Here is a 6925-nt window from a genome sequence, read left to right as displayed (position 1 = left end):
GGCCACCAGATAGAGGGAGGAGGCGAGGGCGCGGTGGTGTTCGACATGATGACCGACCCAGGCACTGGCGCAGGCGTGTGCCAGGAAAAAGCCGAAGCTGGAGACCAGCAAGCCGCTCAGGATCCCGAGCAGGCTGCCCTGCAGCAGCCACAGGCTCCCGATGGCCATCAGGGCGATCCCGACCAGCAGCATGCGTTGTGCCCCCCAGCGGTTGGCAAAGCGGCCGCTCAGGGAGGAGGCGACCGTCCCCGAGAGATAGGTGAGAAACAGCATGCCGAGCCACTGAGTGGGTAGGGAAAAGGGGGGCTTGGCCAGCAGGAAGGTGAGGTAGCTGAACTGGTTCAGAAACACCATGAAGTTGAGCCCACCAATCAGATAGGCCCCCACCAGCAACGGGTTGGTCAGGTGTTGTTGCAAGGCGCGGACAAACTGGCCGCGAATAGGGGCGCTCGCCACAAAGCGGGTCTGATGGGGCAGCAGCCAGAAGACCAGCGGCAGCAGTGACAGGCTGATCACACCAATCCCCAGAAAGGTATGCTGCCAGTCGCCAAACCAGCCCGCCAACAGGCCGCCGACCACTCGACCGGCGATGCCACCGAGGGAGTTGGCGGCAATATAGACCCCCACCGCCGAGAGCAGCGCCCGTTTGCTGAACTCTTCCCCCATGTAGGCAATCGCGGTGGCGGGCAACCCGGCCAGCAGCGCCCCCTGCACAATGCGCAGCAGCAGCAGGGAGCGGAACTGTTCAACCAGCGGGATCAGCAGTGAGAGCAGGATCGCCAGGGTGAGGGTCACCAACATGACTTGTCGACGGCCATGGCGATCCGCCAGTCTGGCGCAGATCAGCAGGGAGGCGGCGAGGCCTGCGGTGCATCCGGCCAGGGACCAGCTGGCCGAGAGGGCGTTGACCGAGAAGACCTCGGCAATCAGGGGTAACAGGGGGTGGGTCTGGTAGAGGTTCAGAAACACCAGAAAAGACCCCAGGCTGAGTGCCAGGGTTGCGCGTATCCATTCGCGACTTCCGACTTCAATCATTGCGTATTGTCCTGACTGCTTTTGGTCAGGGTAGAGCTCTTGCTGCTATAAATATAATATATTTAAGTTATCCATCTCATAAGATGAATTGATACATGGATCTGAAACAGCTCACCTATCTGCTGGCGGTCAGGGATGCCGGCTCGTTTACCAAGGCTGCCAACAGCCTGCATGTGGCACAACCGGCCATCAGCATGGCCATTGCGAAACTGGAGCAGCAGCTTGAATTACGGCTGTTTGATCGGCAGGACCGGGCGGTACGGCTCACCCCGGAGGGGGAGGTACTCTGCCGCCATGCCGAGCGTCTGTTGCTGCAGATGCATCAGGCCGAGGCCGAGATGGCCGAACTCAAGGGGCTGGAGCGGGGGGAGGTGCGGATCGGGATCCCCTACATGATGGGCTCCTACTATTTCCCCCCTCGTCTGATGGCCTTCAAGCATCGCTATCCCGGCCTCAAGATCCGGGTCGAAGAGGCCGGCACCCGCGAGTTGCTCAGTCGGATGGTGGATGGCTCCCTCGATCTGGCCATTCTCATCACCAGTGATCTGCCGCCCGCCATCGAGGGAGCACATCTGCTGAGCGAAGAGATGTTGATGGTGGTGGGGGAAGATCACCCTCTGCGCGGCGAACCGGCCGTGACCCTCTCGCAGTTTTTCGCTCAGGAGCTGGCGCTGTTTCGCCGTGGTTTCTACCACCGGGAGCATATGGAGGCGCTGGCCCAGAGTCTTGGCGTCGAACCCGATATCGCCTTCGAGAGCAATCTCATCCCTCTGCTCAAAGCGGTGGTGCGGCAAGGCTTTGCGGTGACCACCTTCTTGCGGATGGTGCTGGAAGAGGAGCCTGATCTGAGCGGTGTGCCCTTCGACCCACCCATCTACCTCGATCTCTGCGTGGCGTGGCGGCGTGGTGATCCGCTCTCCATGGCCAACCGTGCCTTGCGCGATTTTCTACTCCAGGATCGCCCGGCCTGATAGCGGCGGGCCATTGCTGAAAGTTTGTTACTATTAACGGTGGGTTCGCTTGAGGGCTACACCATGAAACTGCAGCAATTGCGCTATATCGTCGAGGTGGCGAACCACAGGCTGAATCTGTCGGCCACCGCCGAGAGCCTCTTCACCTCCCAGCCCGGGATCAGCAAACAGGTGCGGATGCTGGAGGATGAGCTGGGGATCCAGATCTTCGAGCGCAGCGGTAAACACCTGACCCAGATCACCCCCATCGGTCGGGATGTGATCAAAGTGGCTGCTGAAGTGCTGGACAAGGTCGCCACCATCAAGGTGATGGCCAAGCAGCATGTGCATCCGGAGCAGGGAACCCTCACCATTGCCGCCACCCATCTGCAGGCCCGTTATATTCTGCCCGCCATCCTCAAGGGATTCATTGCCCGCTTTCCCAAAGTCGCGGTGACGGTGATGCAGGGGAGTGCGGCGCAGTGCCGTACTGCCGTGCATGATGGCGCTGCCGATCTGCTGCTTGCTGATGAACCGGAGGAGGGGAGCGATCTGCTGATGCTCCCCTGCTTTCAGTGGCAACGGGGCTTGGTGCTGCCCAAGGATCATCCGTTGGCCAAAGTGACATCGCTGACCCCGGCCGAGCTGGTCGAGTTTGCGCTGGTGACCGACGGAAGGGCGCTCTCTACCACTCATGGCACCGATTGCGCTCATGCCGAGAGCCGGATCGCCTGCTGTGCAAGCGACAGCGATGTGCTCAAGACCTATGTCAGACAAGGGATGGGTATTGGGGTGATGGCAACCTTTGCCTGGGAGCCCCAGCGCGATGGCGATCTGGTGCTCAAAGCTGTGCCCTGGCTACCTGGTGGCGTGGCCGCTATCGGACTGCGCAGAGGGGGATTTTTGTGCGGCTATCTGTATGAGCTGATTGAGCGTCTCGCGCCGCAATTGACCCGAGAGCAGGTCGATCTCTACTGCGCTGCCCGTACTGGTGAAGAGCTTGATGCGCTGCAGGCCAATCTGACGGTGCCCCAGCGATAGCTTGGGTCGATGTGTGACAGTCACAAGAAAAACGCCTCCCAACGGGAGGCGTTTGACTATTTTCCATCCATCCAATCAGGCTCATTTCTTCAGCATGTGATCCAGCTTGTTGGCCTTGGTCGACAGATAGAATTCGTTGTGGGGATTGCGCCCTTCCTGCAGCGGCACCCGTTCGGCGACCGGAATGCCGAAGGATTCCATCGCCTTCATCTTGCGCGGATTGTTGGTCATTAAACGCAGTGACTTGACCTCAAGCTGCTTGAGCATGTCGGCGCAGATGGTGTAATCGCGCATGTCGGCGGCGAAACCAAGGGCTACGTTGGCCTCAACGGTATCGGCACCCTGATCCTGCAGGTGATAGGCTCGGATCTTGTTGAGCAAACCGATGCCACGGCCCTCTTGACGCACATACAACAACACGCCACGACCCGCCTTGGCGATGTTCTCCATGGCTGCCTGCAACTGGAAACCGCAGTCACAACGCAGGCTGAACAGGGCGTCGCCGGTCAGGCACTCTGAGTGGATCCGACCCAGTACGGGCTCATCACCGCTTACATCACCCATCACCAGTGCGGCGTGATCTTTGCCTGTGCCGGCTTCCTGAAAACCTACCAGCGTGAAAGTGCCCCAGGGGGTTGGCAATTTTGATTTGGCCACGAGGGTAACGCTGCTCATAGGTTGCTCCTTACTACTTACGGCTCAAAAAAGGGGGCCAGTTTAGCGCGCCTTGTCAGGAACGACCATAAGAACAAGTCCCTGCATTGCTTAATGAAATGTCCAAATGAGGTACAAGCACACCTGCCCATCGGGGTTTTGGCCCTTTGTGCGGATTGATGACTGCCAGGCTCATCACATTCGGGTATAATCGGCGCCCATTAACCCACCCCTTCGGGATGGGAGCAACACAGTGCAGGAGAGAAGTTATGCCTCAGATGGCCCCCGTAATGACAATTGATGGCCCCAGTGGTGCAGGTAAAGGCACCTTGTGTCAGCTGCTTGCTGAGAAGCTGGGTTGGCACTTGCTGGACTCGGGCGCCATCTATCGGGTGTTGTCCCTGGCCGCCCTGCATCACGATGTAGAGCTGGACAGTGAAGCCTCACTGGTGCCGCTGGCCGCCAATCTGGATGTGCAATTTCAGGTAGAAGGCGATCTGGTCAAGGTGATCCTGGAAGGGGAAGATGTCTCGCGTACCATCCGCACCGAAGAGGTGGGCAATGCCGCCAGTAAAATTGCCGCCTTCCCCCGGGTACGCGAAGCCTTGCTGCGCCGTCAGCGGGCATTTCGTCAGGCCCCGGGTCTGATCGCCGATGGTCGTGACATGGGCACCGTGGTTTTTCCCGAAGCCGAGGTGAAGATTTTCCTCGATGCCAGCGCCGAAGAACGGGCCCAGCGTCGCTATAAGCAGTTGCAAGATAAGGGCTTTGATGTTAACTTTGAGCGTCTTTTAACCGAGATTCGGGAACGTGACGATCGCGACAGAAATCGCGCTACTGCACCCCTGAAAGCGGCAGAAGATGCTCTGGTGGTAGACTCTACCTCCATGACCATAGATGAAGTGCTGGCAACAGTGCTCGCCTATGCAGAGCAACAACTTGGTGATGCCAGCGCAAGCTGACATCCGGTCGTCTGCACCAAGGATGGCGCAGATTATTTAAAACAGCCCCGCTTGTGCCGGATTGCAAGTGGATGTTTCATTTGTGACATAAACAATGATCGAATCTTTTGCTCAACTCTTTGAAGAGTCCCTGAACGCCGTTGAAACCCGTCAAGGTTCCATCGTCAAGGGTACTGTCGTTGCTATCGAGAACGGTTTCGTACTGGTTGACGCCGGTCTGAAATCCGAGTCCGCTATCCCGGCTGAAGAATTCAAGAACGCCATGGGCGAGCTGGAAATCAACGTCGGCGATACCGTTGATGTGGCTCTGGACTCTATCGAAGATGGTTTCGGCGAAACCAAGCTGTCCCGCGAAAAAGCCAAGCGCCACGAAGCCTGGCTGCAGCTTGAGAAGGCTTACGAAGAGCAAGCTACCGTTATCGGTATCATCAACGGCAAGGTCAAGGGTGGTTTCACCGTTGAACTGAACGGCATCCGTGCCTTCCTGCCGGGTTCTCTGGTTGACGTGCGTCCGATCCGTGACACCGCTCACCTGGAAAACAAAGAACTCGAGTTCAAAGTCATCAAGCTGGACCAGAAGCGCAACAACGTTGTTGTTTCCCGTCGTGCCGTGATCGAGACCGAGAACACCTCCGAGCGTGAAAGCCTGCTGGCTAACCTGCAAGAAGGTCAAGAAGTTAAGGGTATCGTCAAGAACCTGACCGACTACGGTGCATTCGTAGATCTGGGCGGTGTTGACGGCCTGCTGCACATCACCGACATGGCGTGGAAGCGCGTTAAGCATCCTTCCGAAATCGTCAACGTTGGCGACGAGATCGCTGTCAAGGTTCTGAAGTTCGACCGCGAGCGTACCCGTGTATCCCTGGGTCTGAAGCAGCTGGGCGAAGATCCCTGGGTTGCTATTGCCAAGCGTTACCCGGAGACCACCCGTCTGTCTGGCCGCGTGACCAACCTGACCGACTACGGCTGCTTCGTTGAAATCGAAGAAGGCGTTGAAGGCCTGGTACACGTATCCGAGATGGATTGGACCAACAAGAACATCCACCCGTCCAAAGTTGTTAACGTTGGCGACGTGGTTGACGTGATGGTTCTGGACATCGACGAAGAGCGTCGTCGTATCTCCCTGGGTCTGAAGCAGTGCAAATCCAACCCGTGGCAGCTGTTTGCCGAAACTCACGCCAAAGGCGACCGTGTTTCCGGCAAGATCAAGTCCATCACTGACTTCGGTATCTTCATCGGTCTGGATGGCGGCATCGACGGCCTGGTTCACCTGTCTGACATCTCCTGGAACAACCAGGGCGAAGAAGCCGTGCGTGAATTCAAGAAAGGCGACGAAATCGAAGCCGTTGTTCTGCAAGTGGATCCGGAGCGTGAGCGCATCTCCCTGGGTGTCAAGCAGATCGAAGAAGACCCGTTCAACAAGTACCTGGCTGACAACAAGAAAGGTGCTATCGTGAAGGGTAAGGTTACCGAGGTTGATGCCAAAGGTGCCGTTATCGAACTGGCTGACGGCGTAGAAGGCTACCTGCGTGCCTCCGACGCTGCTCGTGACCGCGTAGAAGACGCCACTCTGGTGCTGTCTGTTGGTGACGAAGTAGAAGCTAAGTTCATGGGCGTTGATCGTAAGAACCGCACCGTAAGCCTGTCTGTCCGTGCTAAGGACGAGGCTGATGAGCGTGTTGCTATCGATAGCCTGAACCAACAAGAAGAAGTTGTGTTCAGCAATGCTATGGCTGAAGCGTTCAAAGCCGCCAAGGGTGAGTAATCCTTGATGCATGAAAAGGGCGGCATTGCGCCGCCCTTTTTTATCCTGGCAAAATGAATATTGCATGTGATCGGGGAAGGAGATTTAACGTTATGACCAAATCAGATCTCATCGAACAACTGGCATCCAGCCGCATGCATATGCCGGCCAAGGATGTCGAAGCCGCCATCAAGGAGATCCTTGAACAGATGGCGTCGACCTTGCAAAACGGCGACCGGATTGAAATCCGCGGATTTGGCAGTTTTTCACTGCACTATCGTGCGCCCCGAGTGGGACGCAACCCCAAGACTGGGGACAAGGTTGAACTGACCGGGAAATATGTCCCGCACTTCAAACCTGGCAAAGAGTTGCGCGAGCGCGTCAACATCATTGAATAATGCAGAAATGGGCATACCTTGGGTATGCCTTTTTTGTTTTTGGCACCGATTCCTGTGTCAACCGTCTTGTTTCTTAAACTCTTTTCCCATTCGCTCTAGAGTCTGCCTGCGATTTTAAGGATAATCAGCCTCTCATTAGAT

At 57.1% G+C, this 6925-nt stretch carries 7 protein-coding genes; 5 read left to right on the top strand and 2 right to left on the bottom strand.

The features are described from left to right. Positions 1-1035, bottom strand: a 1035-nt coding sequence (locus LD28_RS0108845; protein WP_033136612.1) for an MFS transporter, incomplete at its 3' end; no start/stop codon positions are given. Positions 1036-1130: 95 nt separating this feature from the next. On the opposite strand from LD28_RS0108845, the gene LD28_RS0108840 reads away from it, so the two are divergent. Together LD28_RS0108840 and LD28_RS0108835 are read left to right on the top strand one after the other, a co-directional pair. After that, a complete protein-coding gene (locus LD28_RS0108840; protein WP_033136611.1) occupies positions 1131-2006 on the top strand; it encodes a LysR family transcriptional regulator in 876 nt (291 codons plus the stop codon). 63 nt (positions 2007-2069) lie between these two features. Next, the gene (locus LD28_RS0108835; RefSeq protein WP_033136610.1) at positions 2070-3026 is read left to right on the top strand and encodes a LysR substrate-binding domain-containing protein; all 957 of its coding nucleotides are present in this window, start codon (positions 2070-2072) and stop codon (positions 3024-3026) included. 81 nt (positions 3027-3107) lie between these two features. Here the strand turns inward: LD28_RS0108835 and ribA are convergent, their stop codons facing one another. Next, complete coding sequence (ribA, locus tag LD28_RS0108830) at positions 3108-3701, bottom strand: GTP cyclohydrolase II (protein ID WP_033136609.1); 594 nt, start codon at positions 3699-3701, stop codon at positions 3108-3110. A gap of 248 nt (positions 3702-3949) precedes the next feature. Between ribA and cmk the strand changes: the two genes are divergently transcribed. The 3 genes from cmk to ihfB all read left to right on the top strand — a co-directional run bounded on the left by cmk (position 3950) and on the right by ihfB (position 6784). Beyond that, a complete protein-coding gene (gene cmk / locus LD28_RS0108825; protein WP_033136608.1) occupies positions 3950-4642 on the top strand; it encodes a (d)CMP kinase in 693 nt (230 codons plus the stop codon). 94 nt (positions 4643-4736) lie between these two features. Beyond that, positions 4737-6407 carry a 30S ribosomal protein S1 gene (gene rpsA, locus LD28_RS0108820; RefSeq protein WP_005346482.1) on the top strand — a complete coding sequence of 557 codons (1671 nt, stop codon included), beginning with the start codon at positions 4737-4739 and terminating at the stop codon, positions 6405-6407. Positions 6408-6499: 92 nt separating this feature from the next. After that, a complete protein-coding gene (gene ihfB, locus LD28_RS0108815) occupies positions 6500-6784 on the top strand; it encodes an integration host factor subunit beta (RefSeq protein WP_033136607.1) in 285 nt (94 codons plus the stop codon). The last annotated feature ends 141 nt before the right edge of the window (positions 6785-6925 follow it).

It is taken from the genome of Aeromonas finlandensis (genome assembly GCF_000764645.1).
Taxonomy (GTDB): domain Bacteria; phylum Pseudomonadota; class Gammaproteobacteria; order Enterobacterales; family Aeromonadaceae; genus Aeromonas; species Aeromonas finlandensis.
Note: the sequence above shows the minus strand (reverse complement) of the source record. Positions and strands in the feature narration are given on the sequence as shown.